Genomic DNA, 18,119 nt, shown 5'->3' with positions numbered 1-18,119 from the left:
CGTTCTGTTTTGCCGGCAGGGCTGGGGTCAGGCCTGCGCGCCGTAGTTGGGGTCGTTGCGGTCGGTCGAGTCGGACTTCTTTTCACCCTTGACCAGATCCTCGCGCTTGACGCCCAGCCACATCGCCAGCGCCGCGGCCACGAACACCGACGAGTAGATGCCGAACAAGATGCCGACCGTCAGTGCCAGGGCAAAGTAGTGCAGCGTGGGGCCGCCGAAGAAGAACATCGACAGCACCATCATCTGGGTCGAGCCGTGGGTGATGATGGTCCGCGAGATGGTGCCGGTGATCGCGCTGTCGATGACCTCGTGCGTGCTCATCTTGCGGAACTTGCGGAAATTCTCTCGGACCCGGTCGAAGATCACCACCGATTCATTCACCGAGTAGCCCAGCACCGCCAGCACAGCCGCCAGCACCGACAGCGAGAACTCCCACTGGAAGTAGGCGAAGAAGCCCAGGATGATGACCACGTCGTGCAGGTTGGCGATGATGCCCGCCACCGCGAACTTCCATTCAAAGCGGAACGACAGGTAGATCACGATGCCGGCCACCACGCACAGCAACGCCAGCAGGCCATCGGTGGCCAGTTCCTTGCCCACCTGCGGGCCGACGAACTCCACCCGCTGCAGCTTGACGTCAGGCGCGGCGGCCTGCAGCGCGCCCATCACCTGCTCGCTCTGCTGGGCCGAGGTCACGGGCTTGCCGTCCGGGCCCTTCTGCAGCGGCAGGCGGATCATCACGTCGCGCGAGGTACCGAAATTCTGCACCTGCACGTCGGTATAGCCCAGCTTGCCCACCTGGCCGCGGATCTTTTCCAGGTCGGCCGCCTGCTGGTAGCTGACCTCCATCACCGTGCCGCCGGTGAATTCGATCGACAGGTGCAGGCCCTTGTGCCAGAGGAAGAACACGGCCGCGGCAAACGTCAGGAAGGAGATCACGTTGAAGACCAACGCGTGCTTCATGAACGGAATGTCGCGCCGGATGCGGAAGAATTCCATGTTGAATCCTGTTCTGTACTGCTAGTTGTTGCTGCTCGCCTTACTTGGCGACCGGCGTGTCGGTGGTGTTGCCCGGCTTCCAGATCTGGCCGATGGCCACGCTCTGCAGCTTCTTCTTGCGGCCGTACCAGAGGTTGACCAGGCCGCGGTTGAAGAACACCGCCGAGAACATCGAGGTCAGGATGCCCAGGCAGTGCACCACGGCAAAGCCGCGCACCGGGCCCGAACCAAAGGCCAGCAGTGCCAGGCCGGCGATCAGCGTGGTCACGTTGGAGTCCAGGATGGTGGCCCAGGCGCGGTCGAAGCCGACCGCGATCGCCATCTGCGGCGACGCGCCCGCGCGCAGTTCTTCGCGGATGCGCTCGTTGATCAGCACGTTGGCGTCGATGGCCATGCCCAGCACCAGCGCGATGGCGGCAATGCCCGGCAGCGTCAGCGTTGCCTGCAGCATCGACAGCACCGCGATCAGCAGCAGCAGGTTCACGCCCAGCGCCAGCACCGAGAACACGCCGAACAGCATGTAGTACAGGACCATGAACACGGCGATGGCGGCAAAGCCGTAGGCGACCGAGTCAAAACCCTTCTGGATGTTGTCCGCGCCCAGCGACGGGCCGATGGTGCGCTCTTCGATGATCTCCATCGGCGCGGCCAGCGAGCCGGCGCGCAGCAGCAGCGCCAGGTCGTTGGCGGCTTCGGTGGAGTAGGAGCCGGTGATCTGGAAGCTGGAGCCCAGTTCGGACTGGATGGTTGCCACCGTCAGCACTTCGCCCTTGCCCTTTTCGAACAGCACGATCGCCATCGGCTTCTTCAGGTTCTCGCGCGAGACGTCGCGCAGCACGCGGCCGCCCTGGGCGTCGAGCTTGATGTTGACCGAAGGATGCTGGTTCTGGTCGAAGCCGGCCGAGGCGCTTTCAATGCGGTCGCCGGTGAAGATGACCTGCTTCTTGAGCACCACCGGGGCGCCGTTGCCTTGCGTGAAAAGCTCGCTGCCGAACGGGATCGGGTCGCCCGGGCGCGGGCTGCGCGGCGCGTCGTTGTCGACCAGGCGGGCTTCGAGCGTGGCGGTGCGGCCGATGATGTCCTTGGCCTTGGCGGTGTCCTGCACGCCCGGCAGCTGCACCACGATGCGGTCGGCGCCTTGCTGCTGGATGACCGGCTCGGCCACGCCAAGCTCGTTCACGCGGTTGTGCAGCGTGGTGATGTTCTGCTTGACCGCTGCGTCCTGCACCGCCTTGCGCGCGGCTTCGGTGAAGGTGCCGACGATATTGTTGCCGTCCATGGCGAAGGCCACTTCGCGCAGGCTGTCGGCCAGGATGGGCCGCGCGCGGTTGGCGTCGTCTGCGTTGTTGAAGCGCACCGTCAGGCGCGCGCCGTCGCGGTCGATGCCGCCGTGGCGGATGCCCTTGTCGCGCAGCAGGGTGCGCGCGTCGCCGCCCAGGCTGTCGAGCTTCTTGTCGACGGCGCCCTTCATGTCGACCTGCAGCAGGAAGTGCACGCCGCCGCGCAGGTCCAGGCCCAGGTACATCGGCAGCGCGTGCATGGCGGTCAGCCAGCGCGGCGAGCCCGACAGCAGGTTCAGCGCCACCACGTAGGTGGGGTTGGTCGCGTCGGGGTTGAGCGTGCGCGACAGCACGTCCTTGGCCTTGAGCTGCTCGTCGGTGGTGCGGAAGCGCGCCTTGACCGAGCCGGACTGGCCGGAAATATCAAAGAAGACGCCGTCAGGCCGCAGCTGGTTCTGCGCCAGGATCTCTTCGACCTGCTTCTGCATCGCCAGGTCGACCTTGACCGTGGCCTTGCCCGAGGACACCTGCACGGCAGGCGCCTCGCCGAAGAAGTTCGGCAAGGTATAGATGATGCCGATGGCCAGGGCCACCAGGATCACGAGGTATTTCCAAAGCGGATAACGATTCATCTCGGGCCAGTCATTCAGCGGTTGGCGGGGCCGGCGCTGGCGTGGCGCACCACGTCGGCGGGGCCGAACCGGTTTGGCAAACAGCCGCCTGGCAGCCACGGATCGAAGCCACGGGGGCTTCGTCGGGCTGGATCAGGCGGCTGCCGGGGCATGCGCGAACGGGCATGCCGGAAAAGACAAAGGCGGGAGTCGCGCGCGCGATCCGGAGATCAGAGCGCCTTGAGCGAGCCCTTGGGCAGCACGGTGGTCACGGCACTTTTCTGCACGGTGATTTCAGTGCCTGCGGCGATTTCCAGGCCGACATACTGGTCGGTGACCTTGGTCACGCGGCCCAGGATGCCACCGGCGGTCACGACTTCGTCGTTCTTGGCCAGTGCTTCGAGCATTGCCTTGGCTTCCTTCTGGCGCTTCATCTGCGGGCGGATCATGATGAACCACAGCACGCCAAACATCAGGATGATGGGCAGGAAGCTCATCAGGCCGCCAGCCGCGCCGCCGGCTCCGGCGGTCTGGGCAAATGCGTTAGAAATCAGCACGTTGTTTCTCCGTCACAAAAGTCAGTCAAATAATCGATCATTCTACCATTCGCATTCCGCCCGCCCTTGGCATTCTAGGGCGGAATACGGGTTTGTTCGGGTGCGCCCGGGGCAACTTGCGGCAGGGGTCGGCACGGCCGGGTGCTACGGATCGCGGGCCGCTCCGGGATGACCCGGCTATTCGACCGCCGGCAGCGCAAAAGTTCGCGCCACCCGGCTTTGTCACTGCGTGCCGCGCGCGCGGTCGGCCGCAAACTGGCGGCGGAAGTCGGCAAAGCGGTGGTGCTCGATGGCTTCGCGCATCTCGCGCATCAGTTGCAGGTAGTAGTGCAGGTTGTGGATGGTATTGAGGCGCGCGCCCAGGATCTCGCCCACGCGGTGCAGGTGGTGCAGGTAGGCGCGCGAGAAGTTGCGGCAGGTGTAGCAGGCGCAGCTTTCATCGAGCGGGCGCGGGTCGTTGCGGTGCGCCGCGTTCTTGATCTTGACGTCGCCGAAGCGGGTGAAGAGCCAGCCGTTGCGCGCGTTGCGGGTGGGCATCACGCAGTCGAACATATCGACCCCGGCGGCGACGCCTGCGACCAGGTCCTCGGGCGTGCCCACGCCCATCAGGTAGTGCGGCTTGTTGGCCGGCAGGCGCGGTGCCACGTGCTCGAGCACGCGCATCATGTCTTCCTTGGGCTCGCCCACCGACAGCCCGCCGATGGCGAAGCCGTGGAAGTCCATCTCGGACAGGCCGGCCAGCGATTCGTCGCGCAGGTCCTCGTACATGCCGCCCTGGACGATGCCGAACAGCGCGTTGGGGTTGGCCAGGCGCTCGAACTCGTCGCGCGAGCGCTTGGCCCAGCGCAGGCTCATGCGCATCGACTTGGCGGCCTCTTCATGCGTGGCGGGGCGGCCGTCGATCTCGTACGGCGTGCATTCGTCGAACTGCATGACGATGTCCGAATTCAGCGTGCGCTGGATCTGCATCGAGATCTCGGGCGACAAGAAGAGCTTGTCGCCATTGACCGGGGATGCGAACGTGACGCCATCTTCGGTGATCTTGCGCAGATCACCGAGCGAAAACACCTGGAAACCACCGGAATCAGTCAGGATCGGCTTGTCCCAGCCGATAAAGCGGTGCAGGCCCTCGTGGGCGTTGACCACGTCCAGCCCGGGGCGCAGCCACAGGTGGAAGGTGTTGCCCAGGATGATCTGCGCGTCGATTTCATTGAGCTCCAGCGGCGACATCGCCTTGACCGAGCCATAGGTGCCCACTGGCATGAAGATCGGCGTTTCGACCACGCCGTGGTTCAGCGTGACGCGGCCGCGGCGGGCGTTGCCGTCGGTGGTGATGAGTTCGAAGTTGAGCATGGCTAGTGATTCTGGATTCAGGCGCCGGGCTGGCGGGTCAGCAGCATGGCGTCGCCGTAGCTGAAAAAGCGGTAGCGCTGCTCGACCGCATGGCGGTAGGCGGCGCGGATGGCTTCCACGCCGGCCAGTGCCGACACCAGCATCAGCAGTGTCGACTTGGGCAGGTGGAAGTTGGTGATCAGGGCATCGACCAGGCGGAAGCGGTAGCCGGGCGTGATGAAGATATCGGTGTCGCCACTGCCGGCGGCGAGCGTGCCGTCGGCCTGCGCGGCCGATTCCAGCGCGCGCAGCGAGGTGGTGCCGACCGCGATCACGCGGCCACCGCGCGCGCGGGTGTCGCGCACGGCCTGGGCCAGGTCTGCGGAGACGGCGTACCACTCCGAGTGCATCTTGTGCTCGGCCAGGTTCTCGGTGCGCACCGGCTGGAAGGTGCCGGCGCCAACGTGCAGCGTCAGGAAGGCGCGCCGCACGCCGGCGGCATCGAGGCGCGCGAACAGCGCGTCGTCGAAATGCAGGCCCGCGGTGGGCGCGGCCACTGCGCCCGGGCTGCGCGCGTAGACGGTCTGGTAGCGGGTTTCGTCGTAGGCGTCCGGGTCATGCGTGATATACGGCGGCAGCGGCAGGCGGCCGTAGCGCTCGATCAGATCCAGCGCCGGCTCGGGGAAGCGCAGTGTGAAGAACTGGTCCACGCGCGGGCCCACGGTGACGGCAAAGGCGTCGTCGGCCAGATGCAGCATGCTGCCCTCGGCCGGGGTCTTGGAGGCGCGCACCTGGGCCAGCACGGTGTGGGTATCGACCACGCGCTCGACCAGCACCTCGATCTTGCCGCCGCTGGGCTTGTGGCCAAAGAAGCGCGCCTTGATAACGCGGGTGTCGTTGAAGACCAGCAGGTCGTCGGGACGCAGGTAGTCGACGATGTCGCTGAAGGCGCGGTCGACCATGCGCACAGCGTCGGCGGTGTCGGCGGGGGCCAGCCGTTCGACCACCAGCAGCCGGCTCGCGCTGCGGTCGGGCAGCGCGCTCTGGGCAATCAGTTCTGGCGGCAGCGGGAAATCGAAATCGGAAAGCGTCAACATCGTGGGAGCGGCGGGCTGCGCGATCCCATGCAGGCCGGAGTGGGGCACAAAACGGCACTCCGCTGCCCGTGGTGGCAGCCGGCATGGGTACAATCGGCGAATCCGATATTGTAAGGCCACGGGCGCGCTTGCCGCCGGGCCGGGTGTGATACCGGCTATTCGCCGGCGCCGCGCCAGCCAACCCCGCAGCATGAGAGCGACCGCTGCCAAATTTTTCGCCGATGCCCGGAACCGCCGCTGAACCGATCCACGATCCCGCCGACGCCGCCAAGGAAACGACGGCGCCCGCGCGCGGCAAGGCCGGCGAAGCCAGGGGCAAGGCCGCCGCCTCCGGCACGTCTTCCGCGGCCGCGCGCCTGGCCAAGCTCGGCCTGCGCCGTCCCGTCGACCTGGTGCTGCACCTGCCGATGCGCTATGAGGACGAGACCACGCTGGCGCCGATCGCCGAGGCCATCCACCGCGCCGGGCTCGGGCTGCCGGCGCAGGTGGAAGGCGAGGTCATCTCCAACGAAGTCACGCTCCGGCCGCGCCGCCAGCTGGTGGTCAAGATTGCCGACGACAGCGGCGAGCTGACGCTGCGCTTCCTGAACTTCTACGGCAACCAGGCCAAGCAGATGGCCGAAGGCGTGCGCCTGCGCGTGCGCGGCGAGGTGCGCGGCGGCTTCTTCGGCGCCGAGATGGTCCACCCGACGGTGCGCCCGGTGGTGCCCGGCGAAGCGCTGCCCGACCGCCTGACGCCGGTGTATCCGTCCACCGCCGGCATCCCGCAGGCCTATCTGCGCAAGGCCATCGGCGGCACGCTGTCGCGCACGCCCATGCCCGAGACGCTGCCGCAGGCGGTGCTGGAGGGGCCGCTGGCACGCCTGCACCTGCGCCCGCTGGCCGACTGCCTGCGGCTGCTGCACGCGCCCCCGCCGCAGGAGAGCGAGGCCGCGCTGGCCGACCGCTCGCACCCGGCCTGGCAGCGCATCAAGTTCGACGAACTGCTGGCGCAGCAGATCTCGCTGCGGCGCGCGCACGCGGCGCGGCGCGAAAAGACCGCGCCGACCATGCCGCGCCGCGAGGGCGGCCTGCTGACGCGCTTCCTGGCTGCGTTGCCGTTCCGACTGACCGGGGCGCAGCAGCGCGTGGTGGAAGAAATCGCTGCCGACATGACGCGCCCGCACCCGATGCACCGGCTGCTGCAGGGCGACGTGGGCAGCGGCAAGACCATCGTTGCCGCGCTGGCCGCCTGCCAGGCGATCGATGCCGGCTACCAGGCCGCGCTGATGGCGCCCACCGAAATCCTGGCCGAGCAGCACTACCGCAAGCTGTCCGCATGGCTGGAGCCGCTGGGCGTGCCGGTGGCGTGGCTGGCCGGCAGCCAGAAGGCACGCGACAAGCGCGAGGCCGTGGCGCGCGTGGAATCGGGCCAGGCGCAGCTGGTGATCGGCACCCACGCGCTGATCCAGGACACCGTGCGCTTTGCCAAACTGGGGCTGTCGGTGGTCGACGAGCAGCACCGCTTCGGCGTGGCGCAGCGGCTGGCGCTGCGCGGCAAGGCCGGTGCCGCCGATGCTACGGTGCCCGCGGTCGACGCCGTGCCGCACCAGCTGATGATGTCGGCCACGCCGATCCCGCGCACGCTCGCCATGACTTACTACGCCGACCTCGATGTGTCGGTGATCGATGAATTGCCGCCGGGCCGCACCCCCATCGTCACGCGCCTGGTCAACGACGAGCGGCGCGATGAAGTGATCGGACGCATTCATCACGCCGCCGCCGAAGGCCGCCAGGTCTACTGGGTCTGCCCGCTGATCGAGGAAAGCGAGGCGCTGCAGCTGCAGACCGCGGTGGAGACCTATGAAACGCTGGTGGCCGCACTGCCGGACCTGCGCGTGGGCCTGGTGCACGGGCGCCTGCCGCCGGCCGAGAAGGCCGCCGTGATGGACGACTTCAGCGCCAACCGCATGCAGGTGCTGGTGGCCACCACCGTGATCGAAGTGGGCGTGGACGTGCCCAATGCCTCGCTGATGGTGATCGAGCACGCCGAGCGCTTTGGCCTGGCCCAGTTGCACCAGCTGCGCGGGCGGGTGGGGCGGGGCAGCGCCGAATCGGTGTGCCTGCTGATGTACCAGGCGCCGCTGTCGCCGACCGCGCGCGAGCGCCTGGCGACCATGCGCGAAACCACCGACGGCTTCGAGATCGCCCGGCGCGACCTGGAGATCCGCGGCCCCGGCGAGTTCCTGGGCGCGCGCCAGTCCGGCGAGGCCATGTTGCGCTTTGCCGACCTGCAGACCGATGCGTGGCTGGTCGAATACGCGCAGGAGGCGGCCGAACTGATGCTGGCGCGCTACCCGGAAGCGGTGGAAGCGCACCTGTCGCGCTGGCTGGGCGGGCGCGAGCACTACCTCAAGGCTTGATCGCGGGCTGCTTTTACGACGGGATGTGCGTCATCCAGCGCACCCCTAAGTCCGCTGCGGGCAATTCGGACTGGAGCTCTGACAGAAGTGGCAATCGAAGGTAAAATCTATCGCCTACCGCAAATTGATAAGTCATGACGCTCACCGAACTCAAGTACATCGTCGCCGTGGCGCGAGAGCGCCATTTCGGCCGGGCCGCCGAAGCCTGCTTCGTGTCGCAGCCGACGCTGTCGGTCGCGATCAAGAAGCTGGAAGACGAACTCAACGTGCAGATTTTCGAGCGCGGCACCTCCGAGGTGTCGGTGACTTCGGTCGGCGAGCAGATCGTGGCGCAGGCCCAGCGCGTGCTTGAACAGACCATGGCCATCCGCGAAATCGCCAAGCAGGGCAAGGACCCGCTGGCGGGCCCGCTGCGCGTGGGCGTGATCTACACCATCGGGCCGTACCTGCTGCCGTCCCTGGTCAAGCAGATGATCGAGACCGTGCCGCAGATGCCGCTGATGCTGCAGGAGAACTACACCCACAAGCTGATCGAGCTGCTCAAGCAGGGTGAGATCGACTGCGCGGTGATGGCCGAGCCGTTCGCGGATTCGGGCCTGACCGTGCGCCCGCTCTACGACGAACCCTTTGTCGTCGCCGTGCCGCGCGGCCACCAGCTGGCGCAGGCGCATTCCATCGACCCCGATGAGCTGAAGCAGCAGACCATGCTGCTGCTGGGCAGCGGCCACTGCTTCCGCGACCATGTGCTGGGCGTGTGCCCGGAGCTGTCGCGCTTCTCGCAGGCGGCCGACGGCATCCAGAAGACCTTCGAGGGCTCGTCGCTGGAAACCATCCGCCATATGGTGGCCAGCGGGGTTGGCATCACCGTGCTGCCGCGCACCTCGGTGCCCGACCTGAAGGCCAAGGGCGACATGCTGTCCTATGTGCCGTTTGCCGATCCGGTGCCCGACCGGCGCGTGGTGCTGGCCTGGCGCAAGAGCTTCACCCGCCTGCCGGCCATGGAAGCGCTGGCCAATGCCGTGGCCGCGTGCGATCTGGCCGGCGTGCGCAAGCTGGACGCCAAGGAGCTGGCCGAAGCGGCCTGATTGTCTTACCGCCGCAGTACCGGCACTTCCCACGGCCGCACCGGAGATTCCGCTGCGGCCGTTGTCTTTTCTGGCCCCGCCACGGGGCAACCTGTCTTCGGGCGGTCATTTTCCGCTGCGATAAGTTGCAGAAATACCCGATAGATTTGACCTAATACATAGGTACAAATAATTGAATTCTCAATTCGATAGATGGTTGATAGGCTGACTCCTGTCGGTGCAGATGGCATCGACCTGAGACAGGATCCGATGATGAGCACCAGCGCTCAGTTCTCTCCAACAACAACCAACAAGCGCCCGTTTCCCCTCCGCATGGGGCGCTGCCTGCTCGATTGCCTTGCCTGCTATGCCGCCGCGCTCTGACGCGGCGATCCCTTTCAGCCTACCCACCAAGAGGAAAAGATGAGCAAGAAGGACACCCTTACCACCGCCGCCGGCGCACCCGTCGCCGATAACCAGAACTCGCAGACGGCGGGCCCGCGCGGCCCGATGCTGCTGCAGGACGTCTGGTTCCTCGAAAAGCTGGCCCACTTCGACCGCGAGGTCATCCCCGAGCGGCGCGTGCATGCCAAGGGCTCCGGTGCCTATGGTACGCTCAGGATCACCCACGACATCACCAGGTACACCAAGGCTTCGGTCTTTGCCCAGGTTGGCAAGGAAACGCCGCTGTTCATCCGCTTCTCGACCGTGGCCGGCGAGCGCGGCGCGGCCGATGCCGAGCGCGACGTGCGCGGCTTCTCGATCAAGTTCTACACCGACGAAGGCAACTGGGACGTGGTCGGCAACAACACCCCCGTGTTCTTCGTGCGCGATCCGCTCAAGTTCCCGGACTTTATCCACACGCAGAAGCGCAACCCGCGCACCAACCTGCGCGACCCGATCGCGGTGTGGGACTTCTGGTCGCGCCATCCGGAATCGCTGCACCAGGTCACCATCCTGATGAGCGACCGCGGCCTGCCGCAGAACTACCGCCAGATCCACGGCTTTGGCTCGCATACGTACTCGTTCATCAACGCCAGCAACGAGCGCTTCTGGGTCAAGTTCCACTTCAAGTCGCAGCAGGGCATTGCCAACTGGACCAATGAGGAAGCGGCCAGGGTGGTCGCCAACGACCGCGAGAGCGCGCAGCGCGACCTGTTCGAGAACATCGAGACCGGCAATTTCCCGCGCTGGAACCTGCGCGTGCAGATCATGCCGGAGGCAGATGCGGCCAAGTACCACATCAATCCGTTCGACCTGACCAAGGTCTGGCCGCACAAGGACTACCCGCTGATCGACGTGGGCGTGCTGGAGCTGAACCGCAACCCGGGCAACTACTTTGCCGAGGTCGAGCAGGTGGCGATGAATCCGGCCAATATCGTGCCGGGCATCGGCTTCTCGCCCGACAAGATGCTGCAGGGACGGCTGTTCTCGTACGGCGACACGCAGCGCTACCGCCTGGGGATCAACCACAACCAGATCCCGGTGAACGCGCCGAAATGCCCGTTCCACAACAGCTTCCACCGTGACGGCGCGATGCGCGTGGACGGCAATCAGGGCAGCAAGCTCAACTACGAGCCCAACCGCGAAAGCGCCTACGCCGCCAGCGAGCGCGCGATCGAGCCGCCGCTGGCACTGGATGGCGCCGCCGACCACTGGGACCACCGCGTCGACCCGGACTACTACAGCCAGCCCGGCGCGCTGTTCCACCTGTTCGACGAGGGCCAGCGCCAGCGCCTGTTCGCCAATATCGCGGCGGCCATGCAGGGCGTGCCTGAGGCGATCGTGCGCGTGCAGCTGGAGCACTTCACCAAGGCCGACCCGGCCTACGGCGAGGGCGTGAAGCGCGCGCTCAACCTGAAGTAAGCGGCAGCCTGGCGCGGCGCCCCTGGCGGGCTGCCGCGCCGCGGAGAACGATGATGGCGATGATCCGTTTGTTTATCGACGAGTGGCGGCAGCTGTGGCACGACGGGCACGACCAGCCCGGACGCGCCGATGCCGCGCGGCTGCGCCACAAGCTGTGGCGCAAGGAAGTCGGCGCCGCCGTGATCGTGCTCGGCGCGGCCGTGATGTTCAGCGAAGTGGCCCGGGGTTTGGCCGGGATTGCCGGCTAATGCAATAATGCGGGTACTGCGCCGCCCGGCCCCAAAACACGGCAAGCCCGGCGGTGCCCCTCGTGGCTTTACCAGAACGGAGCGTACCTACCATGGCAAAGAAGAATGAGATGAGCGTGAATATCGGTATTTCCGACAAGGACCGCAAGAAGATCGCGGAAGGCCTGTCCAAGCTGCTGGCGGACACCTACACCCTCTACCTCAAGACCCATAACTTCCACTGGAACGTGACGGGTCCCATGTTCAATACGCTGCATCTGATGTTCGAGACCCAGTACACCGAGCTGGCGCTCGCCGTGGACTCGATCGCCGAGCGTATCCGCGCGCTGGGCTACCCGGCACCGGGCACCTACAAGGAATACGCCCGCCTGTCGTCGATCGCGGAGGAAGAGGGCGTGCCCGAGGCCACCGACATGATCCGCAAGCTGGTCGAAGGCCAGGAAGCCGTGGTGCGCACCGCGCGCTCGCTCTTCCCGGTGATCGACGCCGCCGGCGACGAGCCGTCGGCCGACCTGCTGACCCAGCGCATGCAGACGCATGAAAAGACCGCGTGGATGCTGCGCGCGATGCTGGCCTGAGGCCTGCCGGTCACCTTCGGCTGTCCTTCTGCGGCGGCCGGCACTGCGCGTCGCAACCGTCCGGGCTGCGGCGCGTTTTCATCAGACTTGCTCCGAGAAACCCCGACCTTCAGGGCGGGGAGTGAAAGGAGTGCTGCCGGCAGCAAGCAATCCCAATTTAGAATGACCGGCATGCTTCTCGTCTATCGCTACCGGGTAAAGTCGCTGAACGGCCTGCTCAATCAGCAGAGCCGCGCGGTGAACTACGTCTGGAACTTCTGCAATGACACACAGAAGCACGCGCTGAAATGGGGCAAGAAATGGCCCACAGGTTTCGATCTGAACGTGTTGACCACCGGCAGCAGCAAGGAACTCCGTATCCATTCCGGCACCGTCAACGCGGTTTGCGAGCAGTACGCCAAGTCGCGTAGCCAGCATCGCCGGCCGTACCTGCGCTATCGCGGCCGCAGGTCCCTCGGCTGGGTGCCGCTCAAGGGGCGGGATCTCAAGCGCTCGGGCGACGCATTCCGCTTTGCCGGCAACACGTTTCGCGTGTTCAACTCCCGCCCCCTTCCCGAGGGCAAGATCAAGGACGGCACGAATTTCTCCCGCGACGCGCGAGGCAACTGGTTCCTGAACATCGTGATTGAAGTTGCCGACACCCAGGCCCGGTCCCCGGCACGCGGCGTCGGCATCGATCTCGGCTTGAAGGACCTTGCCACGCTCTCCACCGGCGAGAAGATCGGGAATCCGCGCCACCATGGCCAACTCGAGCAAGCCCTTGCCAAGGCGCAGCGGGCGCGCAAGAAGCGACAGGCGACGAACCTCCATGCGCGCATCGCCAATGCGCGGCGCGACTTTCTGCACAAGCTCTCGCATCGCATCGTGCGGGACTTTGACTACATTGCGGTGGGTAATGTGAATGCCGCCGGCCTCGCCAGGACCAGCATGGCGAAGTCCGTCCTCGATGCGGGCTGGTCGTCCTTCCGCACAATGCTCGCGTACAAGGCGATTGCGCATGGCGCGTGGTACGAGGAAGTCGACGAACGTTTCACCACCCAGGTTTGCTCTTCGTGCGACGCGATGCCGCCGGAGAGGCCGAAAGGTATCGCAGACCTTGGAATAAGGCAGTGGGTATGCAGTGAATGCGGTGCTGTACATGATCGCGATGTGAACGCTGCGCTAAATATCCTTGCCCGATCGGGACATCGATCGCCTGCAGAGGGAATCCCCTCCCTTCAGGGAGCGGAGGATGTCAATGAATCCTCCTTCCCGGATCCGCGCTGTGCAGACCCTCTCGCCGTTGCCCCCCACTCCCATGCTTGAACGCCTTTCCCTCTACGCGCGCCTGGTGCGCATCGACAAGCCGATCGGCACACTGCTGCTGCTGTGGCCGACGCTGTGGGCCATGTGGATGGCCGCAGGCGGGCCGCCGGCATGGGGGCTGTTCTGGATCTTCGTGGCGGGCACCTTCCTGATGCGCTCGGCTGGCTGCGCCATCAACGACTGGGCCGACCGCGACTTCGACAAGCACGTCAAGCGCACCAGGGAGCGGCCGCTGACCGCGGGCAAGATCGCCGCGTGGGAAGCGCTGGCCGTGGCCGCCGTGCTGGCGCTGGTGGCCTTTGCGCTGGTGCTGCCGCTCAATGCACTGACCAAATGGCTGGCGGTCGTGGCGGCGGTGGTCGCGGGTACGTACCCGTTCTTCAAGCGCTTCTTTGCGATTCCCCAAGCTTATCTTGGCATCGCCTTCGGCTTTGGCATCCCGATGGCCTTTGCCGCGATCCAGGACCAGGTGCCGCCGGTGGCGTGGATGATGCTGCTGGCCAATGTGTTCTGGGCGGTGGCGTATGACACGGCGTATGCGATGGTGGATCGTGACGACGACCTGTTGCTTGGCATGAAGACTTCTGCCATTACCTTTGGCCGCTTTGACGTGGCGGCGATCATGATCTGCTATGCCGTGTTCTTGGCGCTGATGGCCTGGGTGGGAGTGTTGCTCGGGCTGGGGTGGCCTTACTGGGTGGGGCTGGTGGCGGCTGCGGGTTGCGCCGGGTATCACTACACGCTGATTCGCGATCGGGACCGGATGCGGTGTTTTGCGGCGTTCCGGCATAACAACTGGCTGGGGGCCTGTGTATTTGCGGGGACGGCGGTGGCTTATGCGATCCGCTGATTAAATCCTGCCGGTTTGCTCCCCTCCCGCTTGCGGGAGGGGAGAAAGCAGTCGGGCAAGATAGTGCTCAATCCTTCCCGAACTCCGCCCCCATCTCCTTGCCTCGCGCCGCCGCCGCATGCATCGCGCGCACAAAGGCATCACCAATACCCGAAGCCTCCATTGCCGTCAGCGCCGCATAGGTGGTACCACCCTTGGAAGTCACGCGCTCACGCAAGGTCGACACCGGCTCAGGCGACTGACCCGCCAGGGCAGCCGCGCCGCGGAAGGTTTCCACGGCCAGTTCGCGGCCTTGCTCCGCCGTCAGGCCCAGCTCCGTCGCGGCGCGTTCCATCGCCTCGATAAAGTAGAAAACATAGGCCGGCCCGCTGCCCGAAATGGCGGTGACCGCATCGATCTGGTCATCCCCATCCACCCACACGCACTTGCCGACGGCCCCGGCCACGGCGCCGGCAATCGCGCGGTCTTCGGCCGACAGCCCGGCCGGTGCGGCCAGCCCCGTCATGCCCATGCCCGCCAGCGCCGGCGTATTCGGCATCGCCCGCACCAGCCGGGTGCGGCCGTCCAGCCAGCGCTGCATGTCCTGCAGCCGGATGCCGGCGGCCACGCTGATCACCAGGTTGCCCTTGCCGCCGGCCGGCAGGATCGGCAGCAGCTGCGCCGCGGCGTCGCGGAACTGCTGCGGCTTGACCGCCAGCACCAGCACGTCGCTGGCGCCGAAGGCGGTATCCGGCGCCCCCGCGGCATGCACGCCGAGGTCGCGCGCCAGGCGTTGCTGGGCCTCGGGGAAGGGGTCGACCACGCGGATCGAGCCGGCCGGCACGCCGCGGGCGATCAGGCCGCCGATCAGTGCGGTGGCCATGTTGCCGCCGCCGAGAAAGCCAAAGGTAAGGGTATCGAGCATGGGGATCCGTTGGGGGGCTTGAAGGGAATGGACTGAGCGCGCCGGACTACGGGTACTGGCGCGCTCCGAAGATGGCGGTGCCGATCCGCACCAGGTTGGCGCCCTCGGCGATGGCGGCTTCCATGTCGCCCGACATGCCCATCGACAGCGTGTCGAGGTCCAGGCCATCGGCGCGCAGCGCCAGCAGCATGGCGCGCATGGCCGCGAACGGGCGGCGCTGCGCGGCGGGGTCGTCCTCAGGCTCGGGGATGGCCATCAGCCCGCGCAGGCGCAGGCCGGGCAGCGCGGCGACGGCATGTGCCAGGACGGGTACCTCTGCCGGGGCGACGCCGCTCTTGCTGGCTTCGCCGCTGATATTGACCTGGATGCAGACCTGCAGCGCCGCCATGCCGGCCGGGCGCTGGGCCGACAGCCGCTCGGCGATCCTGAGCCGGTCGACGGCGTGCACCCAGTCGAAATGCTCCGCCACCAGCCGGGTCTTGTTGCTTTGCAGCGGACCGATGAAATGCCATTGCAGGCGGTGGCGCAGGTCGGCCAGCGCGGCGATCTTGTCGACGCCTTCCTGGACGTAGTTTTCGCCGAAGGCAAGCTGTCCGGCGGCGTATGCGGCCCTTATGCGGTCAGGGGAAACAGTTTTGGAAACGGCCAGCAGGGCGATGTCCGCGGGCTGTCTGCCGGCTTGTTGTGCGGCCGCCGCGATGCGCTGGTGAACGGCTTGCAAGTTGGCGGCAATTACAGACATAATCCGGCGAACATACAAAAGAAAGTACGCAAAGTACTGATAACTCAGGGTGGGGTCATTATAGATGGACATCGCGCAGCTATTGGCTTTCGCTGTCAAGAACAAGGCGTCTGATCTTCATCTCTCCGCGGACATGCCGCCAATGGTGCGGATCCACGGCGACATGCGCCGGATCAACGTCGCCTCGATGACGCACAAGGATGTCCACGCCATGGTGTACGACATCATGAGCGACACCCAGCGCAAGGCCTACGAAGAACGCCTCGAAATCGATTTCTCGTTCGAGATCGCCGGCCTGTCCCGCTTCCGGGTCAATGCCTATAGCACCCAGCGCGGCGCCGCCGCGGTGTTCCGTACCATTCCCTCCAAGGTGCTCACGCTCGAAGAGCTGCGCGCGCCCGCGGTGTTTGCTGACCTGTGCATGAAGCCGCGCGGGCTGGTGCTGGTGACGGGCCCGACCGGCTCGGGCAAGTCCACCACGCTGGCAGCGATGGTCGACCACCGCAACGAAAGCGACATGGGCCACATCCTCACGGTGGAGGACCCGATCGAATTCGTGCACAGCTCCAAGAAGAGCCTGATCAACCAGCGTGAGCTGGGGCCGCATACGCATTCGTTTGCCAACGCGCTGCGCTCGGCACTGCGTGAAGACCCGGACGTGATCCTGGTGGGTGAGCTGCGCGACCTGGAAACCATCCGCCTGGCGCTGACCGCGGCCGAGACCGGCCACCTGGTCTTCGGCACGCTGCATACCAGTTCCGCGGCCAAGACCATCGACCGCGTGGTCGATGTGTTTCCGCCCGAAGAGAAGGACATGGTGCGCACCATGCTGTCGGAATCGCTGGAGGCGGTGATCTCGCAGACGCTGCTGAAGACGCGCGACGGCAACGGCCGCACCGCCGCGCACGAGATCATGATCGCCACGCCCGCGATCCGCCACCTGATCCGTGAGAACAAGATCGCGCAGATGTACTCGATGATGCAGACCAGCAGCGGGCTGGGCATGCAGACGCTGGACCAGTGCCTGTCTGACCTGATCAAGCGCAGCGTCATCAGCTACAACGACGCGCGCGCCATCGCGAAGAACCCCGACGCGTTCATGGGCTGAGGCCCGCTCCCTAGCAGGACACCGCCATGCTCGATCGCGAATCCGCCGCCAAGTACATCAACGACCTGCTGGAACTGATGGTCAGCAACCGCGGCTCGGACCTGTTCATCACTTCTGACTTCCCGCCGGCGATCAAGGTCGACGGCAAGATCAAGCCGGTGTCGCAGCAGCCGCTGAACCCGACCCAGGCGCTGGGCCTGGTGCGCTCGGTGATGAACGAGCGCCAGGTGCAGGACTTCGACACCAGCCGCGAATGCAATTTCGCGATCACCGCGCCCAAGGCCGGGCGCTTCCGCGTGTCGGCCTTTATCCAGCAGGGCAAGGCCGGCATGGTGGTGCGCACCATCAATACGCGCATCCCCTCGGTGGCCGACCTGGACCTGCCGGCGACGCTGCATGAGGTGGTGATGGCCAAGCGCGGGCTGGTGATCGTGACCGGCGCCACCGGCTCGGGCAAGTCGACCACGCTGGCGGCAATGCTGGATCACCGCAACGCGCATTCGTACGGCCATATCATCACCATCGAGGATCCGATCGAGTACGTGCATGCGCACCAGAACTGCATCGTCACGCAGCGCGAGGTCGGCATCGACACCGAGTCCTGGCACGTGGCGCTGAAGAACACGCTGCGCCAGGCGCCCGACGTGATCCTGATCGGCGAAATCCGCGACCGCGAAACCATGGAGTACGCGATGCAGTACGCCGAGACCGGCCACCTGTGCCTGGCCACGCTGCACGCCAACAATGCCAACCAGGCGATCGACCGCGTGGTCAACTTCTTCCCCGAGGAAAAGCGCCAGCAGCTGCTGATCGACCTGTCGCTGAACCTGAAGGCGATGATCTCGCAGCGCCTGCTGCCGCGCGCGGGCCGCAAGGGGCGGGTGCCGGCGGTGGAGATCATGATCGGCACGCCGCTGGTGGCCGACCTGATCTTCAAGGGCGAGATCCACGAGCTCAAGGAAGTCATCAAGAAGTCGCGCGAGCAGGGCATGGTCTCGTTCGACCAGGCGCTGTTCGACCTGTACGAGGAAGGCAAGATCACCTACGAGGACGCGCTGCGCAACGCCGACTCGCTCAACGACCTGCGCCTGATGATCAAGCTGCACAGCGCGAGCGCCAAGGACACCGACCTGGGCGCCGGCACCGAGCATCTCAACGTCATCTGATTCGTGCACG

16 protein-coding genes are annotated in these 18,119 nt (G+C 66.1%); 9 read left to right on the top strand and 7 right to left on the bottom strand.

Annotation, left to right across the window (positions count from 1 at the left end; all coding sequences use genetic code 11):
• Positions 1-27: 27 nt before the first annotated feature.
• The 5 genes from secF to queA all read right to left on the bottom strand — a co-directional run bounded on the left by secF (position 28) and on the right by queA (position 5,876).
• Positions 28-999, bottom strand: a complete 972-nt coding sequence (gene secF, locus RS901_RS02915; RefSeq protein ID WP_316151445.1) for a protein translocase subunit SecF — start codon at positions 997-999, stop codon at positions 28-30.
• Positions 1,000-1,039: 40 nt separating this feature from the next.
• On the bottom strand, positions 1,040-2,911 hold the full coding sequence (gene secD / locus RS901_RS02910) for a protein translocase subunit SecD (RefSeq protein ID WP_316151444.1): 1,872 nt from the start codon (positions 2,909-2,911) through the stop codon (positions 1,040-1,042).
• A gap of 209 nt (positions 2,912-3,120) precedes the next feature.
• Positions 3,121-3,447: a preprotein translocase subunit YajC gene (yajC, locus tag RS901_RS02905; RefSeq protein WP_316151443.1), complete on the bottom strand. Its 327-nt coding sequence runs from the start codon at positions 3,445-3,447 to the stop codon at positions 3,121-3,123.
• A 222-nt stretch (positions 3,448-3,669) separates the two neighbouring features.
• Positions 3,670-4,800 (bottom strand): tRNA guanosine(34) transglycosylase Tgt, encoded by a 1,131-nt coding sequence (gene tgt / locus RS901_RS02900; protein WP_316151442.1) that lies wholly within the window; start codon positions 4,798-4,800, stop codon positions 3,670-3,672.
• 17 nt (positions 4,801-4,817) lie between these two features.
• Positions 4,818-5,876: a tRNA preQ1(34) S-adenosylmethionine ribosyltransferase-isomerase QueA gene (gene queA / locus RS901_RS02895; protein WP_316151441.1), complete on the bottom strand. Its 1,059-nt coding sequence runs from the start codon at positions 5,874-5,876 to the stop codon at positions 4,818-4,820.
• Between the two features lie 221 nt (positions 5,877-6,097).
• Here queA and recG point away from each other — a divergent pair, with 221 nt between their 5' ends.
• The 7 genes from recG to ubiA all read left to right on the top strand — a co-directional run bounded on the left by recG (position 6,098) and on the right by ubiA (position 14,189).
• Positions 6,098-8,278, top strand: a complete 2,181-nt coding sequence (recG, locus tag RS901_RS02890; protein ID WP_316151440.1) for an ATP-dependent DNA helicase RecG — start codon at positions 6,098-6,100, stop codon at positions 8,276-8,278.
• 134 nt (positions 8,279-8,412) lie between these two features.
• The gene (locus RS901_RS02885; protein ID WP_316151439.1) at positions 8,413-9,363 is read left to right on the top strand and encodes a LysR substrate-binding domain-containing protein; all 951 of its coding nucleotides are present in this window, start codon (positions 8,413-8,415) and stop codon (positions 9,361-9,363) included.
• A gap of 402 nt (positions 9,364-9,765) precedes the next feature.
• Positions 9,766-11,208, top strand: a complete 1,443-nt coding sequence (locus tag RS901_RS02880; RefSeq protein WP_316151438.1) for a catalase — start codon at positions 9,766-9,768, stop codon at positions 11,206-11,208.
• A gap of 50 nt (positions 11,209-11,258) precedes the next feature.
• On the top strand, positions 11,259-11,456 hold the full coding sequence (locus RS901_RS02875; RefSeq protein ID WP_316151437.1) for a hypothetical protein: 198 nt from the start codon (positions 11,259-11,261) through the stop codon (positions 11,454-11,456).
• A 92-nt stretch (positions 11,457-11,548) separates the two neighbouring features.
• Entirely contained in the window at positions 11,549-12,034 is a 486-nt protein-coding gene (locus tag RS901_RS02870; protein WP_041228123.1) for a Dps family protein, read from the top strand.
• A gap of 171 nt (positions 12,035-12,205) precedes the next feature.
• A complete protein-coding gene (locus RS901_RS02865; RefSeq protein WP_410054166.1) occupies positions 12,206-13,339 on the top strand; it encodes an RNA-guided endonuclease InsQ/TnpB family protein in 1,134 nt (377 codons plus the stop codon).
• Positions 13,332-14,189, top strand: coding sequence for a 4-hydroxybenzoate octaprenyltransferase (gene ubiA, locus RS901_RS02860; protein WP_316151436.1), 858 nt, complete (start codon positions 13,332-13,334; stop codon positions 14,187-14,189). Before RS901_RS02865 ends, ubiA begins: the two co-directional genes overlap by 8 nt.
• A 67-nt stretch (positions 14,190-14,256) precedes the next feature.
• Here the strand turns inward: ubiA and proC are convergent, their stop codons facing one another.
• Together proC and RS901_RS02850 are read right to left on the bottom strand one after the other, a co-directional pair.
• Positions 14,257-15,093 (bottom strand): pyrroline-5-carboxylate reductase, encoded by an 837-nt coding sequence (gene proC / locus RS901_RS02855; protein WP_316151435.1) that lies wholly within the window; start codon positions 15,091-15,093, stop codon positions 14,257-14,259.
• 46 nt (positions 15,094-15,139) lie between these two features.
• Complete coding sequence (locus RS901_RS02850) at positions 15,140-15,835, bottom strand: YggS family pyridoxal phosphate-dependent enzyme (RefSeq protein ID WP_316151434.1); 696 nt, start codon at positions 15,833-15,835, stop codon at positions 15,140-15,142.
• 64 nt (positions 15,836-15,899) lie between these two features.
• Between RS901_RS02850 and RS901_RS02845 the strand changes: the two genes are divergently transcribed.
• Entirely contained in the window at positions 15,900-16,943 is a 1,044-nt protein-coding gene (locus tag RS901_RS02845) for a type IV pilus twitching motility protein PilT (RefSeq protein WP_316151433.1), read from the top strand.
• A 26-nt stretch (positions 16,944-16,969) separates the two neighbouring features.
• Positions 16,970-18,109, top strand: a complete 1,140-nt coding sequence (locus tag RS901_RS02840; protein WP_013957931.1) for a PilT/PilU family type 4a pilus ATPase — start codon at positions 16,970-16,972, stop codon at positions 18,107-18,109.
• Positions 18,110-18,119 lie beyond the last annotated feature (10 nt).

Origin of the sequence: Cupriavidus sp. BIC8F, assembly GCF_032465815.1 — a bacterium.
Classification (GTDB): Bacteria; Pseudomonadota; Gammaproteobacteria; order Burkholderiales; family Burkholderiaceae; genus Cupriavidus; species Cupriavidus necator.
Note: the sequence above shows the minus strand (reverse complement) of the source record. Positions and strands in the feature narration are given on the sequence as shown.

Coding starts and splice junctions, on each gene's coding strand:
- RS901_RS02865 (WP_410054166.1), top strand. CDS start 12,206: ATGCTTCTCGTCTATCGCTACCGGGTAAAGTCGCTGAACGGCCTGCTC.
- RS901_RS02885 (WP_316151439.1), top strand. CDS start 8,413: ATGACGCTCACCGAACTCAAGTACATCGTCGCCGTGGCGCGAGAGCGC.
- RS901_RS02840 (WP_013957931.1), top strand. CDS start 16,970: ATGCTCGATCGCGAATCCGCCGCCAAGTACATCAACGACCTGCTGGAA.
- RS901_RS02850 (WP_316151434.1), bottom strand. CDS start 15,835: ATGTCTGTAATTGCCGCCAACTTGCAAGCCGTTCACCAGCGCATCGCG.
- ubiA (WP_316151436.1), top strand. CDS start 13,332: ATGCTTGAACGCCTTTCCCTCTACGCGCGCCTGGTGCGCATCGACAAG.
- secD (WP_316151444.1), bottom strand. CDS start 2,911: ATGAATCGTTATCCGCTTTGGAAATACCTCGTGATCCTGGTGGCCCTG.
- recG (WP_316151440.1), top strand. CDS start 6,098: ATGCCCGGAACCGCCGCTGAACCGATCCACGATCCCGCCGACGCCGCC.
- RS901_RS02845 (WP_316151433.1), top strand. CDS start 15,900: ATGGACATCGCGCAGCTATTGGCTTTCGCTGTCAAGAACAAGGCGTCT.
- RS901_RS02880 (WP_316151438.1), top strand. CDS start 9,766: ATGAGCAAGAAGGACACCCTTACCACCGCCGCCGGCGCACCCGTCGCC.
- tgt (WP_316151442.1), bottom strand. CDS start 4,800: ATGCTCAACTTCGAACTCATCACCACCGACGGCAACGCCCGCCGCGGC.
- secF (WP_316151445.1), bottom strand. CDS start 999: ATGGAATTCTTCCGCATCCGGCGCGACATTCCGTTCATGAAGCACGCG.
- queA (WP_316151441.1), bottom strand. CDS start 5,876: ATGTTGACGCTTTCCGATTTCGATTTCCCGCTGCCGCCAGAACTGATT.
- RS901_RS02875 (WP_316151437.1), top strand. CDS start 11,259: ATGATGGCGATGATCCGTTTGTTTATCGACGAGTGGCGGCAGCTGTGG.
- RS901_RS02870 (WP_041228123.1), top strand. CDS start 11,549: ATGGCAAAGAAGAATGAGATGAGCGTGAATATCGGTATTTCCGACAAG.
- proC (WP_316151435.1), bottom strand. CDS start 15,093: ATGCTCGATACCCTTACCTTTGGCTTTCTCGGCGGCGGCAACATGGCC.